20 protein-coding genes, 1 tRNA gene, 1 pseudogene and 1 other annotated feature are annotated in these 24834 nt (G+C 40.1%); of the genes and pseudogenes, 16 read left to right on the forward strand and 6 right to left on the reverse strand.

Features of this window, described 5'->3' with window-relative positions:
- Nucleotides 1-307 precede the first annotated feature (307 nt).
- The 4 genes from IQ247_RS14295 to IQ247_RS14310 all read left to right on the forward strand — a co-directional run bounded on the left by IQ247_RS14295 (nt 308) and on the right by IQ247_RS14310 (nt 6106).
- Entirely contained in the window at nt 308-1666 is a 1359-nt protein-coding gene (locus IQ247_RS14295) for an efflux RND transporter periplasmic adaptor subunit (RefSeq protein ID WP_193921019.1), read from the forward strand.
- 215 nt (nt 1667-1881) lie between these two features.
- Entirely contained in the window at nt 1882-5082 is a 3201-nt protein-coding gene (locus IQ247_RS14300; RefSeq protein WP_193921021.1) for an efflux RND transporter permease subunit, read from the forward strand.
- A gap of 205 nt (nt 5083-5287) precedes the next feature.
- Nucleotides 5288-5509, forward strand: coding sequence for a cytochrome P450 (locus IQ247_RS14305; protein ID WP_322745505.1), 222 nt, complete (start codon nt 5288-5290; stop codon nt 5507-5509).
- Between the two features lie 12 nt (nt 5510-5521).
- Nucleotides 5522-6106, forward strand: a complete 585-nt coding sequence (locus IQ247_RS14310; RefSeq protein WP_193921023.1) for a TetR/AcrR family transcriptional regulator — start codon at nt 5522-5524, stop codon at nt 6104-6106.
- 10 nt (nt 6107-6116) lie between these two features.
- Here the strand turns inward: IQ247_RS14310 and IQ247_RS14315 are convergent, their stop codons facing one another.
- Both IQ247_RS14315 and IQ247_RS14320 read right to left on the reverse strand, forming a co-directional pair.
- Entirely contained in the window at nt 6117-7208 is a 1092-nt protein-coding gene (locus IQ247_RS14315) for a glycosyltransferase family 4 protein (protein ID WP_193921025.1), read from the reverse strand.
- Nucleotides 7209-7856: 648 nt separating this feature from the next.
- Nucleotides 7857-8822, reverse strand: a complete 966-nt coding sequence (locus IQ247_RS14320) for a glycosyltransferase family 2 protein (RefSeq protein ID WP_193921027.1) — start codon at nt 8820-8822, stop codon at nt 7857-7859.
- Nucleotides 8823-8994: 172 nt separating this feature from the next.
- Here IQ247_RS14320 and rplS point away from each other — a divergent pair, with 172 nt between their 5' ends.
- From rplS to rplL, 8 genes are all read left to right on the forward strand, one after another.
- A complete protein-coding gene (rplS, locus tag IQ247_RS14325; protein WP_193921029.1) occupies nt 8995-9357 on the forward strand; it encodes a 50S ribosomal protein L19 in 363 nt (120 codons plus the stop codon).
- Between the two features lie 280 nt (nt 9358-9637).
- A tRNA-Trp gene (locus tag IQ247_RS14330) sits at nt 9638-9710 on the forward strand.
- Nucleotides 9711-9906: 196 nt separating this feature from the next.
- Nucleotides 9907-10131 carry a preprotein translocase subunit SecE gene (gene secE / locus IQ247_RS14335; RefSeq protein WP_193921031.1) on the forward strand — a complete coding sequence of 75 codons (225 nt, stop codon included), beginning with the start codon at nt 9907-9909 and terminating at the stop codon, nt 10129-10131.
- Nucleotides 10128-10769, forward strand: a complete 642-nt coding sequence (nusG, locus tag IQ247_RS14340; protein WP_193921033.1) for a transcription termination/antitermination protein NusG — start codon at nt 10128-10130, stop codon at nt 10767-10769. Before secE ends, nusG begins: the two co-directional genes overlap by 4 nt.
- Before the next feature lie 6 nt (nt 10770-10775).
- Nucleotides 10776-11201 carry a 50S ribosomal protein L11 gene (gene rplK / locus IQ247_RS14345; protein ID WP_193921035.1) on the forward strand — a complete coding sequence of 142 codons (426 nt, stop codon included), beginning with the start codon at nt 10776-10778 and terminating at the stop codon, nt 11199-11201.
- Nucleotides 11202-11346: 145 nt separating this feature from the next.
- Nucleotides 11347-12066, forward strand: a complete 720-nt coding sequence (gene rplA, locus IQ247_RS14350) for a 50S ribosomal protein L1 (protein WP_193921036.1) — start codon at nt 11347-11349, stop codon at nt 12064-12066.
- A gap of 125 nt (nt 12067-12191) precedes the next feature.
- Nucleotides 12192-12391, forward strand: a sequence feature (ribosomal protein L10 leader region).
- 33 nt (nt 12392-12424) lie between these two features.
- Nucleotides 12425-12985: a 50S ribosomal protein L10 gene (gene rplJ, locus IQ247_RS14355; RefSeq protein ID WP_193921037.1), complete on the forward strand. Its 561-nt coding sequence runs from the start codon at nt 12425-12427 to the stop codon at nt 12983-12985.
- Between the two features lie 151 nt (nt 12986-13136).
- A complete protein-coding gene (gene rplL, locus IQ247_RS14360; protein ID WP_193921038.1) occupies nt 13137-13547 on the forward strand; it encodes a 50S ribosomal protein L7/L12 in 411 nt (136 codons plus the stop codon).
- Nucleotides 13548-13739: 192 nt separating this feature from the next.
- On the opposite strand, the gene IQ247_RS14365 is transcribed toward rplL, so the two are convergent.
- Complete coding sequence (locus IQ247_RS14365; RefSeq protein WP_193921039.1) at nt 13740-15548, reverse strand: serine/threonine-protein kinase; 1809 nt, start codon at nt 15546-15548, stop codon at nt 13740-13742.
- A 189-nt stretch (nt 15549-15737) separates the two neighbouring features.
- On the opposite strand from IQ247_RS14365, the gene IQ247_RS14370 reads away from it, so the two are divergent.
- On the forward strand, nt 15738-16178 hold the full coding sequence (locus IQ247_RS14370; protein WP_193921040.1) for a helix-turn-helix domain-containing protein: 441 nt from the start codon (nt 15738-15740) through the stop codon (nt 16176-16178).
- 85 nt (nt 16179-16263) lie between these two features.
- On the opposite strand, the gene IQ247_RS14375 is transcribed toward IQ247_RS14370, so the two are convergent.
- From IQ247_RS14375 to iscB, 3 genes and pseudogenes are all read right to left on the reverse strand, one after another.
- Nucleotides 16264-18756 carry an ATP-dependent Clp protease ATP-binding subunit gene (locus tag IQ247_RS14375; RefSeq protein WP_193921041.1) on the reverse strand — a complete coding sequence of 831 codons (2493 nt, stop codon included), beginning with the start codon at nt 18754-18756 and terminating at the stop codon, nt 16264-16266.
- 415 nt (nt 18757-19171) lie between these two features.
- Nucleotides 19172-19723 (reverse strand): ribosomal protein S18-alanine N-acetyltransferase, encoded by a 552-nt coding sequence (gene rimI / locus IQ247_RS14380; protein ID WP_193921042.1) that lies wholly within the window; start codon nt 19721-19723, stop codon nt 19172-19174.
- 81 nt (nt 19724-19804) lie between these two features.
- Nucleotides 19805-21080 (reverse strand): annotated as a pseudogene (gene iscB / locus IQ247_RS14385) (RNA-guided endonuclease IscB).
- Nucleotides 21081-21506: 426 nt separating this feature from the next.
- Here iscB and lysA point away from each other — a divergent pair.
- The 3 genes from lysA to uppS all read left to right on the forward strand — a co-directional run bounded on the left by lysA (nt 21507) and on the right by uppS (nt 24768).
- The gene (lysA, locus tag IQ247_RS14390) at nt 21507-22931 is read left to right on the forward strand and encodes a diaminopimelate decarboxylase (protein ID WP_193921048.1); all 1425 of its coding nucleotides are present in this window, start codon (nt 21507-21509) and stop codon (nt 22929-22931) included.
- A gap of 167 nt (nt 22932-23098) precedes the next feature.
- Nucleotides 23099-24019: a diadenylate cyclase CdaA gene (cdaA, locus tag IQ247_RS14395; RefSeq protein WP_193921043.1), complete on the forward strand. Its 921-nt coding sequence runs from the start codon at nt 23099-23101 to the stop codon at nt 24017-24019.
- Nucleotides 24016-24768: an undecaprenyl pyrophosphate synthase gene (gene uppS / locus IQ247_RS14400; RefSeq protein ID WP_193921044.1), complete on the forward strand. Its 753-nt coding sequence runs from the start codon at nt 24016-24018 to the stop codon at nt 24766-24768. Before cdaA ends, uppS begins: the two co-directional genes overlap by 4 nt.
- The last annotated feature ends 66 nt before the right edge of the window (nt 24769-24834 follow it).

The following is a 24834-nucleotide window of genomic DNA, read 5'->3' on the forward strand; positions in this document are numbered from 1 at the left end:
TTTTTGTATGAAAAGAGCTTGATGTAATAAAAAACGCTTTTTATTTCAACTGGTGAAAAATTATTAGTCAATTAGTATTAATATTTGGAATTATTCTATGAATAAAATATAATTTTTATTTAGCTTTATTTAGTTTTATTGGTTATATAAAGAATGATTTGAAACATACAGTTAAATAGACATTTTAGTTAGAGAGAAAAATAAATCCCGACCAGGGATAAAAAAAGGATTGCACGGATTACACAGATTTTAATTACCAATTGCCCATTCTCAATTACCAATTACCCATTCCCAATTATCCAAAAATATGCCTTACAAAAAGGAGATAAGCAGACAAAATAATCATGAAATACTTTATTCTTCTGGTCGATGGATTGCCTGTTTATTAAGTTTAGGACTTTTGAGTGCAAGTTGCGCCTCACTTCCCAAAGAATCAGCGGAAGCTCAATCTCAGCGTGGGGGTAGAGGAGGACAAAGAGGTGGTGCAACGGCTGTAGATGTGGCGATCGCCCGCACAGATTCGTTAAAAAAATCACAACCGCTCACGGGTACCACAACACCTTTTCGTACAGTGTCATTGCGATCGCAAGTAGAAGGAAGGCTTTTAGGATTAAATGTAGATGTAGGGGATAGGGTTAATCAAGGACAAGTAATCGGACAGGTAGATGATACTTTACTTAGAACAACAATAAATCAAGCAGAAGCAGAATTAGCATCTCTCAAGTCAGAAGTAGCACGTATTAACGCTCAGATCAGTAATGCTCGTGCAGAAGTGGAAAGAACACGACTGCAACTCCAACAACTACAAGCAGATTCCCAAAGACAGCAGAAATTAGCCGTTCAAGGTGCGATCGCCAAACAAGCAGCAGAGCAAGCGCGTACACAAGCGCAAACTGCGGATCAGGTTGTGCGTGCTGCTCAAGAAAGCGTTCGAGTAGAACAACAAGCCCTTGCTGCGGCTGAAAGTAGAGTTTTAGCTCAACAAGCAGTAGTTGCACAAGCACAAGAAAGACGCTCCTATGCAAGACTAACATCACCTATAACTGGTGCAATTTTAGAAAGGTCAACAGAACCAGGAAATTTGCTTCAACCGGGGAATGAAGTTTTGAAAATAGGGGACTTCAATAGAGTTAAGGTAGAAGTTCAAGTTTCAGAATTAGAATTAGCAAAAATCCAGGTTGGTCAGTCAGTAGAAGTGCGTTTAGATGCATTCCCCAATCAAACATACTATGGAACTGTCACCCGGATTTCTCCAGCAGCCGATCCAACGGCTCGACTAGTACCAGTAGAAGTAGTTATTCCTAATAATGATCGGCAGATTGGTAGCGGTTTATTAGCACGAGTTAACTTTACATCCTCTGAACAAGCAAGTGTTGTCATACCTCAAACAGCATTACAAGAAGATCGAAAGAGTAAATCCAGCACTGAAGAAAATTCCAATCAAAATCGTCAAGGAACAATATTTGTTTTGAACTCTTCAGCAGAAAAACCCACAGTTTCAGCCAGAGAAGTCACAATTGGCAAAAAAAGTGATGGTAAAGTCGAAATTTTGTCTGGATTGCAGCCGGGAGAAAGATTTGTGGTTCGTAGCGGAGAACCGTTGAAAGATAATGCTGCTGTACGTCTTTCAATTATTTCTGAAAAAGCCGAATCAACTCAAAATTAATAGGGAATAGGGAAGAGGGAATAGCGAATAGGGAATAAATAATGATCGGGACTTAATATCATCTCCAATCCCAAACTTGCCGAAAAAACTCACTACATCTCTAACTCCCTTCTTTCCTGTTCCCAATTACCAATTACCAATTACCAATTCCCAATTACCTATTACCAATTACCAATTACCTATTACCTATTACCAATTCCCAATTCCCTCAAAAGATGCAGCAAATTAATCAAAATAGCGGATTTAGTATTAGCAGTATTTCTATCCGCCAGCATATCGGTACACTGATGCTAACTCTGGCAGTAATTATACTAGGAATCTTTTTTGTCATTAGATTACCAGTAGATTTACTGCCATCAATTACTTATCCCCGGATTGGCGCACGTATAGAAGCACCGGGAATTTCTCCAGAAGTGGGAGTTGATGAAATTACCAGACCATTAGAAGAAGCTTTCGCTGCAACAGAAGGAGTAATTCAGGTATATTCCCAAACTCGTGAAGGACAAGTCAGTATAGATTTGTACTTTCAGCCGGGGGGTAATATTGACCAAGCCCTCAATGATGCTACAGCAGCATTCAACAGAGCTAGAGGTCGTCTACCAGATAGCATTGAAGCACCGCGTATCTTCAAATTTGATCCTTCCCAACTACCAGTTTATGAATTTGCCTTAACCTCACCGACTTTAAAAGGCGTTGACCTGCGTGTATTTGCGGAAGAAGAACTCGCTCGCGAACTCGGTGTAGTTCCGGGGGTTGCAGTAGTAGATGTATCGGGAGGACTTCAAGAAGAAATTAGGATCAATATTGATTTAAATCGTTTGCAGGCTTTGGGTGTAGGGTTAACAGACGTACTAGATGAATTGAGAAATCGCAATCAAGATATTTCCGGTGGTAGAATTTTTGGGGAAAATTCCGAGCCATTAATTCGTACAGTAGGACGTTTCCAAAATATTGAAGAAATCGAAAATCTTTCCTTTGAAGTTTCTTCTGCTTCCTCAGAATCATCTACCACTTCCCCTAGTATTTCTCGTCGCGTTTACCTACGAGATTTTGCCCAAGTTTTAGATGGTTCCGAAGAACAGCGATTGTTCGTTTTACTCAATAGCGAACAAGCAGTCAAACTCAGTGTCCAAAAACAACCAGATGGCAATACTGTTGATGTTGTAGATAGCGTCAAAAAGCGTTTAGAACAGTTAAAACAATCCGGTTTAATTCCAGAAGGAACAGTAATTACAACTACTTTGGATGAATCAAAGTTTATCCGTAACTCCATATCAAACGTAGCCACTTCCGGTTTAATTGGTACAATGCTTGCGGCGATCGCCGTTTTATTATTCCTTGGTTCTATCCGTCAAACAATTATCATCGTGTTGGCGATTCCCTTGGCTACCCTGGCTGCAATTATTCTCATGGGTATATCTGGCTTCTCTCTCAACATTTTTAGTTTGGGTGGTTTAGCGCTGGGTGTGGGGATTGTTGTCGATAACTCCATTGTGATGTTGGAGAATATTGCCGAGGGCGCGGGGATGACTCCGGGTAAAAGCGCGAAAACTCGTTTGAGTCCCCATCAATTAATCATTCAAGCCGAACAAAGTAGCCGAGAAGTTGAATCAGCATTGATTGCTTCCACCAGTACAAACTTAGTCGCAATATTGCCATTTATATTAATCGGTGGCTTTATTTCCCTGCTATTCAACGAGTTAATTCTGACCATCAGCTTTTCGGTGGCGGCTTCGATCTTAATTGCAGTCACCGTTGTACCCATGATGACATCTCGAATGTTAGCTTGGCGTTGGTCGAGTCGCTTAAATGAATTTTGGCTGCTACGTAAGTTTAATGGTCGCTTTGAAGCTGCAACAGAAGGATATCGGAGTTTTTTAGGGAAAGTATTGCGTTTTCGCTGGTTAGCAATTGGACTTGCTATCTTAATTTTTGGTGGCAGCAGTTTGTGGATGATTCCTCAAATTCCTCAAGAAATTTTACCCCGCATCAGTACCGGACAAGCCAGTTTATTTGCTCAATTTCCTCCCGGTACACCATTAGAAACAAACCGTAAAGTGATGACTGCGGTAGATAAAATTTTACTAGAACAGCCAGAAACCGAATACGTATTTACCACTGCTGGAGGTGCGCTATTTGGTACTAATACCAGCGAAAACCCATTGCGGGGTTCCAGTACCATTACCTTAAAACCCGGTACGGATGTGGAAGCTTATGTCGAAAAAGTTACCACAGAATTAAATAAACTCAACTTAGCTGGAATTCGCTTGCGTCTGAGTCCTGGTGCAGTTCGGGGTTTAATTCTCAGTAATTCCCCCGTCCGTGGTGCGGAAGTTGATGTAATTTTACAAGGAAACGACTCCCAATCCTTAGAACAAGCAGGTCGTCAAGTATTAGCCGCAATGGAAGAGCAAGCCACCTTAGCTAGATTCCGTCCCGATGCTGATCCCCGTCAACCAGAAATTCAGATTATTCCCGACTGGGAAAGAGTAGCGGCTGTGGGTTTAACAACTCAAGACATTGGTGACACAATTCAAACTGCGATTGAAGGTAGTACACCGACTCAGTTGCAGCGTGGTAATCGTTTGGTAGATATAAAGGTGCAGTTAGACGAAGACTCGATAAAATCTTCTTCCGAACTAGCAAGATTGCCTTTATTTGTGAATAATAACCGTCAAATACGTCTAAGTGATGTTGCTAATATTGTTGACGGACAAGCACCCGGAGAAATTCAGCGGATTAACCAGCGTCAGGTTTTTATTGTTGCTGGTAATTTAACTGAAGGAGCAAGCCTTGGTGAAGCCTTAAAACAAGTTAATTCAGTACTCGCGGATTTGGATTTACCATCGGGTGTGTCAGTTTTACCCAGTTCAGCTTCAGAAGCTAATCAGGAGTTACAAAACTCTTTGAAATTATTAGGAGGATTAGCTGCTTTTCTGGTGTTTGTAGTCATGGCTGTGCAGTACAATTCCCTCGTAGACCCGTTAGTAATTATGTTTACAATTCCTTTAGCATTAGCTGGGGGTATTTTCGGACTTTACATTACTCAGACAGCCATCGGAGCAACAGTAATCGTTGGTGCTGTATTATTAGTGGGAATTGTCGTTAATAACGCCATCATCATGGTAGAGTTAGCAAATCAAATTCGCGAACAAAAAGGCGTTGACCGTCAAAGCGCAATTTTGCAAGCCGCACCTCAACGCTTACGTCCAGTATTAATGACTACCATTACTACAGTTTTGGGGATGTTTCCCTTAGCATTAGGAATCGGAGAAGGTTCAGAATTCTTACAACCTTTGGGTGTAGTAGTATTTTCCGGGTTATCTTTAGCAACGTTATTAACTCTATTTATTATTCCCTGTTTTTATATTTTGCTCCACGACTTTTTCAGTGGCAAATGGGCAAGAAGGAGTTAGGAGTTAGGAGTTAGAGGCGCGAAGAAACCAGTTTCTTCATGAAGATTTCTATAAACTGCGACAGAAAGCAACTACTAACACTTGAGTCTAAAAAACCAAACAAAGCAACACACACAATCCCCATCTCACACGCTAAAATGAATAATACATAATAACGTTCATTATTCATTCCAGCGAGGTACCTTATGACCGTACAAAGTCGCAAATCACCAAAGTAAATCAAAAACCAAACTTTGCTTACTTCCCTTTTGGTGGTGGAAAAAGAATTTGCATTGGTAAAAGCTTTGCTTTGATGGAAGCAACAATCATTATTGCTTTAATTAGTCAGCGATTCAAGTTAGAATTATTACCCAATCAAAACATAGAAATTGACCCAACGTTTACATTACGTCCGAAAAATGGCATTAAAGTCAAATTATGGAAATGAAATTAGTATCGAATGCAAAGACTTGATCCAGAAAAAAGAGCAGCAATTTTAAATGCAGCCAAACAGCGTCTCCGCAAATACGGAATTCAAAAAACAAAAATGCAAGAAATTGCTAAAGATGTAGGTATTGCTGTGGGGACGCTATATTTATACTTTAAAAATAAAGACGATATTTTAATTGCTAGTACCGAAGCTTTTGCACAGCAACATATAGCATATACAGAAAGAATTTTAAATTCCTCGAAATCTCCCCAGGAAAAACTCAAGGCTTATATTCTCAATCGCTTCGAGGCATCTCAAGAAACGCGCAATAGTGGTTCTCATGCAGCCGAATTAGCTCGTGCTGTAATTCGTTTAAATCCACATATAATAGAAGAACAAAGTAATTGGACTCGAAAAAACTTATTCAAGATTCTTCAAGAGGGTATTGAAACTAATTTATTTAAAATAGATAATTTAGAGCGCGATGTAGAAGTATTTTTACATTCTATTGGTTATTTTTTCCCAGTTGCAACGACAGAGAAATATTTTGAACCAGAAGCAGAAAAGTTATTAATGGTAATTGATTGGTTTATCGAAAAGTGGTCTGAACATTAATTTTTATAATTTATTCTAATACCCTATTCCTTATTTTATATTCCCTCTTTTCTAACTCTTGATAAACTGCTATTGTTTCTTGACAAACTCGTTTAATATTCAACCGTTCTAAATTTTGACTGGCTCGATTTTTCCACTGATTTAATGCATTTGAATCATCAAGCAAATTCTTCAATTTAACTGCTAAAGCTTGACTATCTTTTGCTGGTACTAAAATTCCAGCTTCACCATAATCTAAAGCTTCCGGAATTCCATCAACATCAGTTGCAATAATCGCACAACCTGCTTCACGAGCTTCTGAAAGTACCAATGGACAAGGGTCACGAAAAGAAGCTAAAACAAATATATCGCAAGATTTTAAATAGCGTTGCGGTTGTGGTTGATAACCTTCAAAATGAATCCGATGATTGCAATTTAATTGTTTTGCTTGTGCTTCAAACTCTTCTTTATCAGGACCATTTCCTACTATGTAAAGATGAGTTTCGGTAAATAAATTGGCAACTTTTTCAAAAGCATCTATTAATATAGCAATACCTTTACGTTGATACATTCCCGCAACAGTGATAATTGCTGGGTGCTGCAATTCTAAATGTTCATATTCACCTTTGATGGAGTTACGCGGACTTCCTAAAGTTCCATTACAAATAACCCGTAATTTATCTTGTGAAATACCTCTTTGTGCCAAATTCTGGGCAACCACTTTGCTCACAGCAATTACCCTGTCAGCTAAACCCATCAATATACTTTCGCGCTGAAATTCGTTGTGTACCGTGGAAACTAAACCATAGCTATTTCCAAATCTCAAAGCACTTGCTAATAGTATCCCCGTCATCATGTGAGCATGAACGATATCTGGCTGAAAATTCTTGATAATCTGCCGATAAATGATTCCTGCTTTCAAAATATTTAACGGTGTTCTTTTTTGATTTAAATGGTAATGCTGAACACCATATTTATTAAGCAATGTCTCATATTCTCCACCACCAGAAATCACCGCTACATCATGACCATTTTTAGCTTGTAAACAAGCAGTATCCACAGCTACATTGATAATGCCGTTACCAATTTCTTGAATATCATTTAAAATATGTATTATTTTCATGGAGATACTATGAATTAAAATAGGTTTTTTCGATTTATGCAAAGCATCAATTTATCGTAAATGCTTTGATATACCACTTTTATTTAATAATTCAGATGTAACCTTTAAAGAATTTGTTTCCTGATTTTTTTTATTTATTTAATGATAAATATTGTGTTTCATAAATCAATTAATAAATAAATTAATAAATAATTACCAAAAAATAATCATAGCTAGCTTTAAGCAATCAAACAATGTTTGACTACCAATTTACATATCTATCTAAATAAAAGATAGGATGCTTCGAGGAAGCAAGATATAGACCAAGTAAATTCATTGATTCTGATATTGTACACAAGCAATTTCGAGGGATAAATACATCCAGCGATAACTACTTATTCCGTATTCTGTCCACTTTGATAATATTATATTAAAAATATACTCTAACCGCTCATAGATTGCCAATATAATATATATTGTTATCCTTAAATGTCTTTAGTAAAACAAATACGATATATTAGATATATTAAATATATTGAAATAATCATAATTTGAATAATCTAAATAACTCTGTGAAAAAAATATAACCCGATCACAGGTTAAAAAGTATTTCACCGATTTCACGGATTTTTATTACCAATTACCAATTCCCAATTACCAATTCCCAATTTATGATTCAATTAAGACAATTTTACGCAAATTAGGACTATGTAAATTTCCGCGACGTGCTAAAGCTGAAGCAAATAGAAGTCGCCAAGCAGTTAAAGATAAAATAGAAGCATCTGCTAATTTAAGAAAATGGCTGATTTTTTTTTGCTTTAATGCCACCATCGCCCAGTGCAGTTTCAAATAATTGATAATATCGTCAAAAGGCGGAATTTGAGAGCGGTATTGTTCGTCAACTAAAGCGTAAATCTTCTCTTTCATCAAAATATTAGTATTTAAGCGCTTTTGTAGAAAGATTTTTTGGTCATATCCTCCAGACCAAATTGTTCGGTATGCTAAACACTGATTTAAAATTAGGGCATCTCCAAATTGAGCAATGCGAATCCAAGAATCAATATCATCGCAACCCGTCAATCTGACATCCCATCCACCGCTTTTCAGAAAAGCTTCACGAGTACAAGCTACCTGAACCGGAGTCCCAAATGGTAATCTTTCTAGAAGCATACCGTAATGAATATCTTCTTGGGGTATGTAAAAAGCTAATCCCGGACCCAGTACAGGTGTACGACCCACCTCAACTTCCAACTCATTTACCTGAGAAGCAATACACGAGCAAATTACAGCATTTTCATGAAGCGCGATCGCCCTTTGCATTTCCTCTAGACAATTGTTCGCAAGATAATCATCATCGTCTAAAAATTTAATCCACTCACCTTTAGCCTTTTCTATCCCCGCATTTACCGTTGCAGCATGACCAGAATTTATACTATTACAAAAATAAATCAATCGCTGCTGTTGTTCGAGTGGTAGCTGTTCCTTTAACTTGTTGACATATTCACAAGTACCATCAGAAGAACAATCATCAGCAACAATCACTTCACACTCAACAGTCTGGTTAAGAGCAGAGTTAATTGCTCGTTTAAGTAAATCTAAACGATTATATGTTGTAATAACAACGCTAAATTTCATACATTCAATACTCTAAGTACATTATTTCAGCCCCGTCAACTACCGTTTGGTGAAAATAAATTCTGGTTGATCCAAAAAATTATTGTAATCATTAAAATAATGACTTGAAATTGGTGGACTAAAACATCGATATAGATTTATTATTGGTGATCGTGATATTTGAAGACAAACAATGAACGTACAAGAAATAATCCGCAACTTAGAAGCGGAACAATTAAAAACAGACCTCCCAGTAATTTACGTAGGTGATACCGTGAGAGTCGGAGTAAAAATCAAAGAAGGTGAAAAATTCCGCGTACAGCCCTACGAAGGAGTTGTCATTGCCATGCGTAATGGTGGAATAAACGAAACCATTACGGTTCGCAAAGTATTCCAGGGTGTTGGAGTGGAACGGGTTTTTCTTTTGCATTCTCCGCGAATTGATAATATTAAAGTCATGCGTCGCGGTAAAGTTAGACGTGCTAAACTTTATTATCTTCGCGATCGCATAGGTAAAGCTACTCGAATTAAGCAACGTTTTGACCGCCCATTGTAACTTCAATAAATACCCGTATAAATGATACGAGCATTTACAGCTTCATCGGCATCACCTTTCATCGCATCTCCTTTCGAGAGATGCGATGAAGACCCGATAGTTTGACGGGACACAAACCAAGCCCATCAACTATCTGACCGCTTTCTTTGAATGAGTATGCAAGTAGCTTTTCTACACTGTGGTGGCTGATTATTAATTTTTCAAAAAAAATGGATCTTAAATGCCACAATTGAGTTAAACTAGTTAAGACCGCGACAAAATAATTACTAATAAAGCTTGTGCGCTCTTAGTTCAGTTGGTAGAACGCAGGTCTCCAAAACCTGATGTCGGAGGTTCGAGTCCTCCAGGGCGCGCTCTCAAATAAAATTCAGCCCGAAAGCTTTGCAGTTACAACTGCAATATCAGTTTTACTGAAAATTTCGGGTTGATTTTATATTTATAACAACTTTAGACAATTAATTATAAATAATGGTCTAAATTAAAGCTGTTAGTATTAATGGAGAACTTGGATGTAACTAAGAATATTATGTTTGGGGGAGAGTAAAGACCGTGGTCAAGAAAAATGAAGCACAGGTACAGGAAATGAGTAGCGGGTTTAATGCTGGCAACTTCTTAAAAGGAACCAAAGAGGAATTTGAGAAAGTCGTTTGGCCAAGTCGTAAACAGCTCGTGAGTGAATCCGCAGCGGTGCTGTTGATGGTAACCCTTTCCGCTACAGTGATATTTTTTGTAGATAAATTCTTTGCTTGGGCAGCAACAGTGGTATTCAAATGAATTCTGCAACAGACGAAGATCGTAATTCGCCGTTGCAGTCAGAGGAAATAGAAGCAGCGTCAAACGATGGTGTACAATCACCGCGCTGGTATGCAGTACAAGTAGCCTCTGGCTGCGAGAAGCGTGTAAAAACCAACTTGGAGCAGCGCATTCAAACCTTTGATGTAGCTGACAAAATTATCCAGGTAGAAATTCCACACACGCCAACAGTTAAAATCCGTAAAGATGGCAGTCGCTACCAGACAGAAGAAAAGGTATTTCCTGGCTATGTACTGGTAAAGATGGAAATGGAAGATGATATTTGGCAGGTGGTGCGAAACACCCCCCATGTAATCAACTTCGTTGGAGCCGAACAGAAACGTGGTGGTAGTAGAGGACGGGGTCACGTAAAACCGTTACCTCTGTCTCGAGGTGAAGTTGAAAGAATCTTCAAGCAAGCTACCGAACAAGAGCCAGTAGTGAAAATTGATATGGCTACTGGTGATAAGATAATTGTGCTTTCAGGTCCATTCAAAGACTTTGAAGGTGAGGTAATTGAAGTAAGTCCGGAACGAAGCAAGCTCAAAGCATTGCTTTCGATTTTTGGAAGAGACACGCCAGTCGAATTGGAATTCAACCAAGTAGAAAAACAAAGCTAGTAGGAAATGGCGAAGAAAATAACAGCGATTATTAAACTGGCTCTGCAAGCTGGGAAAGCTAACCCAGCACCTCCTGTAGGACCTGCTTTAGGTCAGCACGGTGTTAATATCATGATGTTCTGCAAGGAGTACAATGCCAAAACAGCTGATAAAGCTGGGACGGTTATTCCAGTAGAAATTTCGGTTTATGAAGACCGCAGTTTTACATTTGTCTTAAAAACTCCTCCAGCATCGGTATTAATCACCAAAGCAGCCAAGATACCAAAAGGTTCTGCCGAACCAAATAAAGCCAAAGTTGGTTCTATCACAAAAGACCAATTGCGAGAAATTGCCGAAACCAAAATGCCTGATTTGAATGCTAACGACATCGAAGCAGCAATGAAAATTATTGCGGGTACCGCTCGTAATATGGGTGTAACGGTAACAGAGTGAAAAGAACGGGAGTTATGAGTTAGTACCACCGGAGTTATGAGTTAGGAGTTATGAGTTAACAACCAACAACTAACAACCAACAACCAACAATTAAAATTTATTTGGGGGAGAGAATGAATCTCGTTAAGTACCCCAGGAGTAAAAAATGGCAAAAAATAAATTATCGCGTCGTTTGAGAGAGCTGCACGAAAAAGTAGAAGATAAAGACTATCAACCGATAGAAGCTTTAAGTTTGCTCAAAGAAACAGCAACGGCAAAATTTCCCGAAGCCGCAGAAGCGCATATTCGCTTGGGAATAGACCCCAAATATACAGATCAGCAGTTGCGGACAACAGTAGTACTACCCAAAGGTACCGGACAAAACATCAGAGTAGCAGTAATTGCACGAGGTGAGAAAGTAGCCGAAGCAACTAGTGCAGGTGCTGATGTAGTTGGGTCAGAAGAACTGATTACCGAAATTCAGCAAGGAAGAATGGACTTTGATAAGCTAATTGCGACTCCTGATGTTATGCCGCAAGTAGCAAAACTTGGTAAATTATTAGGTCCGCGTGGTTTGATGCCATCCCCCAAAGGTGGAACCGTGACATTTGACCTCGCAGGTGCGATTGAGGAATTCAAAGCTGGTAAATTAGAATTTAGAGCCGACCGTACTGGCATAGTTCATGTTATGTTTGGTAAGGCATCTTTTTCTCCAGAAGATTTATTAGTAAACTTGAAGGCGTTGCAAGAAAGCATTGAACGTAACCGTCCTTCAGGAGCAAAGGGTCGCTATTGGCGGACTGTATATGTATCTGCCACCATGGGACCATCCATAAAAATTGATGTCAATGCTTTACGCGATTTAAAAATTGGTCAAGCAGCTTAACTGAGAAAAAAATTAATCAATCAAGTTTGATTAGTTTTGAGTTATGATTTGTAAGTTATGGGTTAATCAAAGAAAATTATTTTTAACTCCTAACTTCATGTCCTAACTCTCAACTTGAAACCTTAAAAATAAATAGGTAACAGCCAGAGACAGCAGGTGCTTTAACAAAAGCTTAATTTCCTGCCTAGGTTAACATCCCAACTTCCCTCTTTTTCCACTCTTAGTAGTAAGAATTAGATGATGTAAGGATTTTGTAATCACTTATCAACAAGTTATTACAAATGTTAAACCCTGGCTGTTGCAGTCGGGGTTTTGTTGTTTGAAAGGTCGATAAAAACCATGAAGGAGGTGATATAAAATGGGTAGAACGCTAGAAGATAAAAAGGCGATAGTCGCCGACCTCAAAGAAGTTTTGAGCGAGTCTTCTCTGGCATTGATAGTTGACTACCAAGGGCTGAGCGTATCGGAAATTAGCGACTTGCGGAATCGGATGCGTCCAACTGGTACTGTTTGTAAAAGAGCCAAAAACACCTTGATGCGGATTGCTGTTCAAGAAGATCAGCAATGGCAGCCAATGACACAATACCTTCAAGATTCTTCAGTCTTTTTACTAGTTAAAGAAGACTTAAAAGAAGCCATCAAGGCTTACGAAGAATTTCAAAAAGTCACCAAGAAAACAGAAATTCGCGGTGGAGTACTTGAAGGACAGGCTTTGACGTTAGATCAGGTCAAAGCACTTAAAGACTTGCCTTCCAAGCAAGAACTTATGGCTCGCATCGCTGTTCGTTTGAATGCAGTTGCCACCAAATTGGCCAAAGGTATCAACCAAGTACCAACCAAATTGGCCAAAGGTATCAACGAAGTACCCAGTTCTTTGGTACGTGCAGTCAAAGCAGTATCCGAAAAAGAAGATTCTTGAGATTTTGGATTTTAGATTTTGGATTTTAGATTTTGGATTTTAGATTTTGGATTATATGCAAAGAAACCGAATCTAATTTGAGAAATCTAATTATCTAGTTATCTAGACAAATTTTTGATTTAACAACAACGACAACAACAGGAGTAAATTAATGTCTGCTAAAACCGATGAAATCATTGAAAGCTTGAAGTCTTTGAGCTTACTCGAAGCTTCCGAACTAGTTAAGCAAATTGAAGAAGTGTTTCAGGTAGATGCTTCCGCTTCTGGTGGCGGCGGTATGATGATGATGCCTGGAATGATGCCCGGAATGGGTGGTGGTGGTGCTGCTGCTGAACCTGAAGAAGAGAAAACCGAGTTTGACGTAGTACTTGAAGACGTACCAGCCGATAAGAAGATTGCTATCCTCAAGGTTGTACGCGGTATTACCGGCTTAGGTTTGAAAGAAGCCAAAGATTTAGTAGAATCTGCACCCAAGCCAGTTAAAGAAGCCATTGCCAAAGATGCTGCTGAAGATGCTAAGAAACAGCTTGAAGAAGCTGGTGCTAAGGTGTCGATTAAGTAATTAATTTGGTAATTGGTAATTGGTAATTGGTAATTGCTAATTGGTAATTGAGGATTGAAGTATATATTTGAAAGGGCAATCGCTCCGCGTGTTCGTCAAAATTCCCTCATTATTAATTATTTTACCCATCACCGATTACCGATTACCGATTACCGATTACCTATTACCTATTACCTATTACCTATTACCCAATCAATGTAACTCCGCATCCCAAACAGCAATATAGATGCGGTCTTCTTTATTACGTTGGATTATTCCTTTTAAACCGCCGGTTTGAAAGGAATATTGGTTTGTTTGGCGTTGGTAAACTCGCTGCAATCCTTGTTGGATATCGCCATTCATATTACCTGCTAACATTCCTTGTAAAGCATTTTGCATTGTATTTTCTCCCACCGATTGAGCGAGAGATGCTTCTGTTTGTCGCAATATTCCAGACTGACGGTCAAAAAGTAAACCGAGGTCTACGCGATTGGGTTGTAATCTATAAAGATAAGCACGAGTATTCCATAAACCATTAGAAACTTTGCTTGGTTGTCCTAAATTTGCTTTAACGTTGTTTTCTGAAACTCCTGTAGGAAATACTGGAAAAGTACGATTATTAGTATTATTAACAAGTGGTTTTTCAATTTCTTTTGGAGGTGTTGGAGGTTGAGGAATAGGGCTAGGGATAGGAGTGGAAATTATTTGCGGTTGCGGCTCTGATGTTGGAATCAACGACGGCTGATTGTTTTCCGGTGTAGGTTGCGGTGTGAATTCTGGAGTTGGTTCTGGAGTTGGTTCAATTGTCAATTGCTGCTGCGGTTGCGGTGGAGCAATTTGTGGCTGTGAGGGAGGTTGAATTTCTGCTGGTTGGGGTGGTTCTACTTCGCTAAAAATTGGTTCGGGAGTAGCAATTGAATTATTCTCACTCTTATCAATTGATTCTCGTGGTAGAGGAGTTTCAGATATGACGACCTTTTCTTCTGGTTGTTGACGATTAAAATTAGCAATTGCTATTCCCCCAATTAATCCTACAGTAAGTAAACCACCGAAAATTAAAGCGGGTTTTAACCTGTTTTTGGAAGTTGGAGAAACTGGAGTATTTCCAGGAATTCCGCCTACAGGAGATACTGCGACTGTTTTTTGAGTATTTTGGGTATTTTGTGTTTTGAATCCGGGTAAAGTAGTAGTAGAATTACTAGATTGCAAAGCATAAAGCATTTTGCTTGCAGTGCTGAAGCGAATTCCTAGATTTGGATTAATTGCTTGATTGAGAACTGTTTTGAAACCAGTAGATAATTCTTCAGGAGCATAATTTTCCCATAAAATTTCACCTGTTTGCGGATTGGTTTCTAATTCTTGGGGGTGTTTACCAGTTAATAAATAAATCGCTGTTAAACCCAAACTATAAATATCGGTTGCGAAAACCGCACGCCCTACAGCTTGTTCGATTGGCATATATCCCGGTGTACCTATTACCATCGATTTTGTGGGGTTGCCTGAAGAAGTGATGGTATTACGAATCGTTTCTTTTACTGCACCGAAATCAATTAGAACTGGCTTATTATTTGAACTGCGGAAAATAATATTATCGGGTTTAATATCGCGGTGAATAATTCCTTTCGAGTGGACGTATTCTAAAACTGATAACAAACTGAGTAAAATTTCTCTTACAGCTTTTTCATCCAAACATCCTTGAGTTTCAATAATATTTGTTAAAGTTTGTCCTTGAATCCATTCTTGAACCAAATAAAACAACCCATTTTCCGAAAAATAAGCGAAAAGATTAGGAATTTGGTCACTACCTTCACCGAGAAATTCTAAAGTTGCTGCTTCTCGTTCAAAACGTTGCTGAATATGCAGATAGGTTTTTGGATCATCTACCAGTGGTTTAAGTTGCTTAATCACGCAACGACGACGAGAAGGAAGATGAGTATCTTCTGCTAAAAAGGTTTCACCAAACCCCCCAGCACCTAACACCTGGATAACTTGATAACGATTGTTCAGTAACTTTGTTGTCATACTGCTTTAAACGAGTGAATAGTACTCCAATCGATGACGCGAACCAATATTTAATTTATCTTAAAAATTCCGACGGTGTTGGGATGGAATTTATCCCGATTTTATTTTTGATTGTTTTCTAAAAGGAGGAAATTCTGTATATTGTTATTAAAGAACAACTCTAGCGCTAGAGTTATGGAGAAAATAATTATGATTGGGACAATAGAAGCTGCTCGATTACTCAAAATTTGTACTCAAAGAGTCCGGCAATTACTTTACGAAGGTCGAATTGTTGGAGCAAAAAAGGTTGGTAAATTTTGGCAGATTCCTCTAATCAATCAAATGCCCAAGGTTATAGAAGGTAAACGAGGTCCTAAAGGAACTTGGAGAAAACGAGTTAGCTCGGCATTAACTCGCATTCACGTTAATTCACATAAGATTAGAAGCAATAATCATGGCACTAAAGAACCTGTAATCATAATTAGATCCGGTTCTGAAAAAATTTATGCTCATGGCGTGCAAATCAATGGAAGTTGTAATCTGATTTACAGACCCGAGAAACCTCTTGATTGTGGAGCCACGCTTTGGATTGAGGTAGAACCTGATGTTGTGGTCAAACCTTTCATTTTTGCTAATATGACTCGTTTTTAGTACAACCAGATTTAAATTTCAAAACAAAAAAACGGCAGAGAAGTTAGATTCCCCACCGCTTTCAATTAATTAAAATTTTAGATAATTACCCCTCAACAGCTTGAGGCAAAGCATCATCTTGACCGCTGCTGTCTTCTGGTGTTTTCTCGGCAGTAACAAGAATATTTCCACCTTCATCCACATCAACTAAGGCTGTATCGCCTTCACCAATGCGCCCGGAGAGAATTTCTTCGGCTAGACTATCTTCCAGTAAGCGCATAATTGCTCTACGTAGAGGTCTTGCACCGTAACTAGGATTATAACCTTCTAGAAGCAAACGCTCTTTGAAACGGTCGCTTACTTGTAGCTCAATACCTTTTTCGGTGAGTCGTCCGAATACTTCCTTGAGCATGATATCGGCAATTAACATTACCTCTTCACGGTTCAACTGACGGAAGACGATGATTTCATCCAGACGGTTGAGGAATTCCGGACGGAAGTACTGCTTGAGTTCTTCGTTAACCAAAGACTTGATCCGATTGTACTGAGACTCGCTCGCGTCTTCGGCAAACTCGAAACCGATACCACCACCACCTTTTTCAATTACCTTAGAACCGATGTTAGAAGTTAATATCAACAAGGTGTTTTTGAAGTCTACGGTGCGTCCCTTTGCATCCGTTAATCTACCGTCTTCAAGAATTTGAAGCAGCATATTAAATACATCGGGGTGCGCTTTCTCGATTTCGTCGAAAAGTACTACTGTATAAGGTCTACGTCTTACAGCTTCCGTTAACTGACCGCCTTCGTTGTAGCCTACATAACCAGGAGGCGAACCAATCAGCTTACTGACAGTGTGACGCTCCATGAATTCGGACATATCGAGACGAATCATTGCTTCTTCCGAACCGAAGAAGTAAGAAGCCAAAGATTTAGCTAATTCAGTTTTACCTACACCTGTGGGACCTGAGAACACAAAGCTCGCAATCGGTCGGTTGGGATTTTTCAACCCAACACGAGCGCGGCGAATTGCTCGCGAAACTGCTCTTACGGCTTCTTCTTGACCAATTAAACGCTGGTGCAAGGTGTCTTCCATGTGTAGCAATTTCTCGGATTCCGATTCGGTGAGTTTGTTCACCGGAACACCAGTCCAAGAAGCCACAATATGAGCAATATCTTCTTCAGTAACTACAGGCTCTTCCCCATCAGTACGGGAAGCACCAGCTTTACTTTGAGCAATAGCGCGAATTTCTGCTTTGATCTCCATTTCGCGATCGCGCAGTTCACCAGCTTTATCAAAATCTTGGGAACGTACTGCGTCATCTTTCTCTTTGAGAATTTTACGCAGTTCTTTGTCCAACTCTTTAGCTGCGGGAGGCAGCTGGGAGTTAATCAAACGTACCCGGCTTCCAGCTTCATCAATTAAGTCAATTGCTTTGTCTGGAAGAAAGCGATCGCTAATATAACGGTCAGATAATTTAGCCGCCGCTAGCACCGCTTCGTCAGAAATTTTCAATTTATGATGTTGTTCGTAACGGTCGCGCAGACCGCGTAAAATTTCAATAGTTTCATCTACTGAAGGTTCACCCACCATCACTGGTTGGAAACGACGCTCAAGGGCTGCATCTCGTTCGATGTGCTTGCGGTATTCATCGAGCGTTGTTGCGCCGATACACTGCAATTCACCACGAGCTAAAGCTGGCTTGAGAATATTGGCAGCATCAATTGCCCCTTCTGCCGCACCAGCACCAATTAAGGTGTGTACTTCGTCGATTACTAAAATTACATTTCCCGCCTGACGGATTTCATCCATAATTTTTTTCAGGCGTTCTTCAAATTCACCCCGATATTTGGTTCCTGCCACCAGCAAGCCAATATCAAGAGTTACCACGCGCTTGTCTTCTAAGATGTCAGGTACATCTTTGTTACCAATGCGTTGAGCCAATCCTTCCGCAATTGCCGTTTTACCAACACCTGGTTCCCCAATTAATACCGGGTTGTTTTTGGTTCGACGACCCAAAATTTGGATTACTCGCTCAATTTCCTTGGCGCGTCCCACCACAGGGTCAAGCTTGCCATCCAAAGCCATTTGGGTCAAATTAGAGCCAAACTCATCCAGAGTCGGAGTCTTATTGCGCCCAGATTGACCAGTAGCCGCAACTTCAGCGGTTTCACCAAGCATACGGATCACTTGGGTTCTGACCTTAGATAGGTCTACACCAAGGTTTTCCAGTACTCTAGCTGCTACGCCTTCACCTTCGCGGATCAAGCCTAACAGTAGATGCTCAGTACCAATATAGTTGTGACCTAATTGGCGAGCCTCTTCTAAAGATAGTTCTAGAACTCGCTTTGCCCGTGGGGTAAACGGAATTTCCACGGCTACAAAACCCGAGCCTCGACCTATAATCTTTTCGACCTCGATTCTGGCATCTTTAAGGTTAACGCCCATTGATTTGAGCACCTTAGCCGCAACGCCAGTACCTTCGCCAATTAGACCCAAGAGAATCTGTTCAGTACCAACAAAATTATGCCCAAGACGGCGAGCCTCTTCTTGAGCAAGCATTATTACTTTGATGGCTTTTTCTGTGAAGCGTTCAAACATAAGGCATTATTCCCATCGCCTGCGTCGTGCCGGTACGCTGATTTTAGCACAGGCAAATCCTATGGGTGTCTTTATAAACTTAGTAGACATCCAAATGCTTCAAACCCACTTCACAGGTTGGAACTACATAATATTTCTTACTTTGTTGTAGTCAGCATACTGAGGAGCTTATTTAAGTGTGCTATTTGACTTGACTACAATCTATATACACTTAGGTTGACCAATTTACGGAGTTATTTTCCAACCATCACTAATAACAATTTAATTTTTTTACGTCAAGACGATTTTGAACTTTATAAAAATTATTTATCGTTTAGTTAAATCTCATTTAAATATCATTTAGTTTTTCCCTGTTACAATTTCCTGGTAATTGTCAACCTCTAAGCTTTGACCTTCAACCTTCAACCTTTGACCTTCAACCTTTGACTAACTGCCAACAAGATTTATCTAAACCTAAACAAACATTTACATACCAATTGGCTAAGGTTTCTGGGAAATCTGGCTTGTGTATACCTCCGAGCCAGAGAATTAAAGCATCTTCACCATTATCTTGGTAATAACGTCGTCGTCTCCCTGCTGTCTTAAACCCAAATTTTTCGTACAAAGAAATTGCAGCTTGATTAGAAACCCGTACCTCTAACGTCGCTCGTTCCAAACCGCGATCGCGAGCTGTCTTGATCAAAGAATAAAGTAAAGCCGCGCCCATCCCTTGACGGTGATATTGAGGATTGACTGCCAAAATTGTAATGTGGGCTTCTTCTAAAATTGACCAAAAACAACCCATTCCTAACAGTTTTTCGCCGGTATGGGAGGAAAATATACCTTGTATCTCGCTGTTAGGACTATCCATCTCCCTTTCATAGGCAACTTTCGACCACAATCCCCCAAAACAAATTTTATCCAGTTCCAGGATTGCCTCTAGATGTTCATTAGATAAAGATTGAATTTGTATCTCAAATTTATTCACCAAACCTCCTCGCCCCGGAAGCCCCTGTTTTCTAAACATGGGGAGGAAGGGGCAGGGGAATTCATCCCCCGTCCAGGTATCTTAGAATGCATAGGAGTAGCCATCCTTCCCATGAATTGTTGTGCAAAATCTATAACTAATGCCTGTGATACGACCTGTTTTGGTGGCAATATCAAAACCTCCTGTTTTACGACATAGAACTCGACCAACGTACTCGCCAATCTTTTTCCCAGAAGTGACAACAGCTTTAACGATGTCGCCAGTTTTGAACCCAAAGTGAACTTGTTTGCGTTGCCTGTGGCGAACGGGGAATCCGTATTGATTCGTGCCGCACATCTGCCGAGTCCCCCAACCAGTACACTTGATGCGTAGTGGTTGCTGAGTAAGTAATTTAATTGTTTCGATATCCCCAACGCAAGCCGCATCAATCCAGTGTTGCTTGGGTAGTTCAAGTCTTGTTCGGTTGTATTTCGTTTGTCCACCCGTTGTGGTTGTGGTGGGTAGGATGTTTTTTAAGGTGCGAAATAATTCCCAACGAGTTGCATTGACTGCGGCTGCATCTTTTAATGGCTGCTTGGCTTGGTTTAAAATTTTCTCTAACTTTGCTGGTTCTTTTTTGAGAAAATCTTTGATATCTTTAGAACATTTCTTGCTGTTACATCGTTTGCAAGATAAGGTTAGGTTACTGACTCTGTTGCTACCTCCTTTTGACCTGGGGTGGATATGCTCAATTTGAAGTGGTACACCAACTTGATCGCAGTAAGCGCACTTCCTGCCCCACTTTTCAAGCAAGTATTCCCGTATCTCATACCCATCAAGCTCTCCTTGTTGATACTCAATACCGTCAATTTCTGGGTTTTGTATTCTTTGGGTGTCAAACTTGACTAACTCCATCGCTATTTGAGTGATTGGGGCATAGCGACAAAGCCGTTTTACCCATGTCTCAATGGTCAGGACACGATGCATCAGCGATGGAGCAAGCCATCCCTCTTTGCGCTTGCGGTTGTTAAATCGCGGTTGACGGTAACGAGTTTTGCGATTACGACGACTACGGCTCCCGTGAACGTCTTGATTCTAAGGAATCTTTAATCTGCCATCCTCTATGTTCCAATTCCCCGGCCCAAATAACTTTGTTTTCATCCAAGATTGCAATACCCGTAGTTTTGCTTCCAGGGTCAAACTTAATTGTTAATGGCTTGGGGCTAGAATTATCAACCACGTGCTTTAAAATGATTACAAAAGGATATATCCGATAAATGGCTGCTTTTTGTTTTGTGAGTAATTTTCTTGCTCGTGCAGGAGGTATTGGATTGAGCGGTTGTTTGTTTTGGTCGATAACGAAAACATAATTTTGCATTGCTGCATACTCCTTGCGGGTAAAGTTTGCTTAGACAATGTTTAGAGTCGGTGAGCCACGGCAGCTCCCCCGGAGGGGAGTCAGTTTCTGTCCCGTCATTAGCGAAGCGTGTCCGCGCTTGACATAGTGGCGAACCCGTCTCGGGTACTATCCAAACGACACTGGTTTATTCTCTGTAAGCCTGTTTAATCGCTTGATTCTAGAGCTTGGGACTAGCAAGCATCCCAAGGTAGGAACTTTAACTCTTGCTCTAAACGAGTAGTCGGGTCAGGTAGAGTCAACCAGCAAGCCCCCGCCTTATAGCCATGGGGTTGCTACTTAACGAGAGAACCCTAACTTTATTGGTTATGGTACATCGCTCTTTGTACACTGGGAAACGGGAGATAAATGTCGCCCAGAATTCAAATACAAACAACTTATATTCTTATGGTATCGACTCACCCTGCTGGGGTTCAAGAAAATGGTAGTAAATATATACTATCTCAGGGCAATCAAAAAGAAACTGTTTCGCCGAATCAATCGCTTTTACCTTTGAGTGCAAAAATAAACGATCGCGATCATTTAGAAATCGGGGGTTGTGATGTCACAACCTTAGTAAAACAGTTTGGTTCTCCGCTGTATATTTTAGACGAAGAAAGCTTGCGAACTGCTTGCCGTCAGTATCGCGATAGCTTCAAGCAATACTATCAAGGTGAATCGACAGTATTATACGCTTCCAAAGCATGGAATTGTTTGGCTGTGTGCGCCATCGTCGCATCGGAAGATTTGGGAATAGATGTAGCTTCTGGTGGTGAATTATATACTGCGATTCAGAGTGGTGTAAATGGCGATAAAATTTATTTGCACAGCAATAATAAATCTCGTGAAGAATTGATTTTTGCTGTGGAATCCGGTTGTACGATTGTGGTGGATAATTGGTATGAGTTGAACACTTTAGTCGAACTGGCTAGTAAAAATGGTTCTTCAAGCTGTGTGCCATACCGGATTATGCTGCGTCTGACTCCGGGTATTGATTGTCATACTCACGATTACATCCGCACGGGACAGTTAGATAGTAAATTTGGTTTTGACCCTAATGCACTTGATGATTTGTTTGCTTTTGTCAGCGAACAATCATCAGTATTTAATTGCGTTGGTTTACACGCTCACATCGGCTCGCAAATTTTTGAGAAACAACCTCATCAAGACTTGGCTGCGCTGATGGTAGAGTGGTTGAGAAAAGCCGCAACTTATGGTATTAACATTAGCGAGTTAAACGTTGGTGGCGGTTTGGGAATAAAATATATAGAATCAGATGACCCACCAAGTATAGAAGAATGGGTAAAGCCGATTTGCCAGGTAATTGAAAAAGCTTGCCTTGATGGGAATCTTCCCTTACCAAAATTATTATGCGAACCGGGACGTTCTTTAATCGGTACGACCTGCGTTACAGCATATAGTATTGGTGCATCCAAAGAAATTCCCGGAATCCGTAAATATATTGCTGTAGACGGTGGAATGTCAGATAATCCGCGTCCAATTACTTACCAGTCAATTTATCGAGCAGTGGTGGCGAACAAAATGACCGTACCATTGAGCGAAACAGTCACGATTGCTGGTAAACATTGCGAATCAGGGGATATTCTAATTAAGGATGCCCAACTTCCCAAAACAGAAGCGGGAGATATTCTCGTAGTGATGGGAACAGGTGCATATAATTACAGTATGTCATCCAATTATAACCGTTTGCCTCGACCAGCAGCAGTTTTAGTTGGGAATGGGGAAGCAAGTTTAATTTTGCAACGCGAATCATACCAAGACTTGATTCGTCAAGATTGCTTACCAGAACGACTGAAAAAAAACGAACAATAAAAGATTCAGGGGTTTAGTAGTAAGAAACCATAAAAACTGATAAAAATCAACTATTTTATGCTCTATCGTTCATGCTACCATGCCCTTAAGCTGCCTTTCTTGGCATCTATAAATCTTTTATACTTTGAGCAAAATATCCTTCAACCAAAGCGCGTAATCCAGATGTCATGGGGAATTTATGGAAACAATGGCTGGCAAACCTGGGATGGTCGCAGTCCTTGTTAAAGACTCTGGATATCATGTTAGTGCTGGCGCTAACGTATATGATGCTAGTATTTATTAGCGAACGTCGCACCCTATGGATGGTGCGGGGTTTTATAGTTTTAATGCTAGCTTCAGCTGTAAGTGGTTCCTTGCAATTGGAATTGCTCAATTTTGTTTTACAAAGCTTGGTATATGGTTGTGCTGTAGCAATGGCGATAACTCTTCAGTCAGAGTTTCGCCGCTTTCTAGAGCAATTGGGACGGGGTGAATTTCGCCAATTGTTCCAAACTTCGAGCTTAGCGGTACCGAAATCCTATAGTGTAATTGATGAAATTGTTGATGCAGTTAAAGAGCTTTCAAAAAACCGAATTGGGGCTTTGCTAATTGTAGAGACCACTGGTCCAATTGATGAACGAGATTTTTCCGTACCGGGAGTAAAACTAAATGCTGAAGTTTCTAAGGAACTGCTACAAACAATTTTTCAACCAAAAACTCTTTTGCATGATGGTGCAACATTAATACGTGGTTCTCGGATTGTATCATCGGGTATAATTTTACCGCTATCAGGGCGCAGTGCCTCCCGTCAGTTGGGAACGCGACACCGTGCGGCTATGGGAATTACTGAGCGTGTCGAAAATTGTATTTGCGTTGTTGTATCAGAAGAAACAGGTTCTATTTCTCTAGCAGAAAGGGGAACTTTGAATAGACCATTGACAATCACGAAGCTGAGAGATTCCTTGGAGACTCGATTTTCTCCTGCTGTGGATCGGGAAGCTGTAGCTCCCGGCTTATTTAGTTTAGGTCGTCAAATTCGTGATAAGTCAACCGCATTAATTTCACGTTTACTTGGCTTAGCATCGACTGCTTCTCGGAATAAAAAATGACAGCACAATCAACAAAACTGGAAGATTTACCAAGCGACTTAAAAAAAGAACTACTACCCAAGCACGTTGCAGTAATTATGGATGGTAACGGTCGATGGGCTAAACGTAGAGGTTTACCTAGAATTATGGGGCATAAGCGAGGAGTTGATATTCTCAAAGATTTGCTCCGCTGCTGTCAAGATTGGGGGATAAAAGCCCTAACTGCTTATGCTTTTTCTACCGAAAACTGGGGTAGACCCCAAGAAGAAGTCGAGTTTTTGATGACCTTGTTCCAGCGGGTTTTACGTCAAGAACTACGAGAAATGCTAGAAGAGAACGTAAAAATTAGTTTTGTCGGAAATTTACTCGCTTTACCAAATGCTTTACAGGCAGAAATTAACACCTCTATTGAAGAAACTAAAAATAATCACGGTATTAAATTTAATGTCGCTACCAATTATGGGGGTAGAGAAGAAATTATCCAAGCTTGTCGTGCGATCGCCGAAAAAGTTGATAAAGGATTACTCCAACCAAATGAAATTAATGAAACTACATTTGAGCATCATCTTTACACTGCTGGAAATTGCGACCCCGATTTGATTATTCGCACCAGCGGGGAAATGCGTTTAAGTAATTTTCTTTTATGGCAATCAGCTTATTCTGAAATCTATTTTACCGACACTTTGTGGCCAGATTTTGACCGCAGCGAATTTAAGAAGGCTTTATTTGCTTATCAGCAACGAGAACGGAGGTTTGGGAAAGTGAGTTAGGAGTGAGGAGTGAGGAGTTAGGAGTTAGGAGTTAGGAGTTAGGAGTTAGGAGTTAGGAGTTAGGAG

It is taken from the genome of Plectonema cf. radiosum LEGE 06105, assembly GCF_015207665.1.
Classification (GTDB): domain Bacteria; phylum Cyanobacteriota; class Cyanobacteriia; order Cyanobacteriales; family Nostocaceae; genus Rivularia; species Rivularia radiosa_A.